We start from the raw sequence: 631 nt of genomic DNA, 5'->3' as shown, positions 1-631 counted from the left end.
GAATTGCCGATCACCAGCGCCACGCGCCGTTCGGCCATCGCCGGTCCGCATCCAAGCCACACGGCAAAAGCGATCAAAAGAAAACGAAGCGCGCCCATTACAGCCTTTTTCCTCAGTCGCAGACTTCCGACATCGCTCCCCCATAGCCCTGCGGTCGACCAGCTTTGGGGTATGCCAGGCGACACCCTTTTTGCACCGGCCTGCAGCCAGCCGGTCCACAGATCATCTGTCCGGTCGCCTGCGGTTTCGAGGGCGTGGCCTCGCTCTTCTTTCTCGCATCGTCGCGCGACTTTGCATCCTCACGGCTCGCGACCGGCTTCTTGTCCTGGAGCTTTTCGCATTCGTTATCGTCGTTGACSCGATAGCCGGCGCGGCAGGCGATCTTWRCRCAGGYATCGCCATCRGCCCTRAARCCGCGGTCGCAGACCAGCGGRCAGACRCGTCCYTGCTTGCYCTTGATGGCGTCGAGGGCGTCGAAGCTCGCCAGCCTGGTGTCGAACTTCGTTCCGGCATGCTTGTTGAACAGCGTCAGCGASCGCTGCGCGGMGGTGTTCCATTCYCCGTCCGCTGCACCCGTCAGACACCCGACGCGACGGAGTTCTGACTGCACCAGTTTGGCCGTCTCCTGCGG

General features: G+C 62.8%; 1 pseudogene. It reads right to left on the bottom strand.

What is annotated here, in order from left to right:
- Nucleotides 1-112: 112 nt before the first annotated feature.
- Nucleotides 113-631: pseudogene (locus AC1D00_RS44250) on the bottom strand (caspase family protein); the annotation flags it as partial.

It is taken from the genome of Bradyrhizobium sp. P2_E8, assembly GCF_056403875.1.
This window is presented reverse-complemented; position numbering and strand designations above follow the sequence as displayed.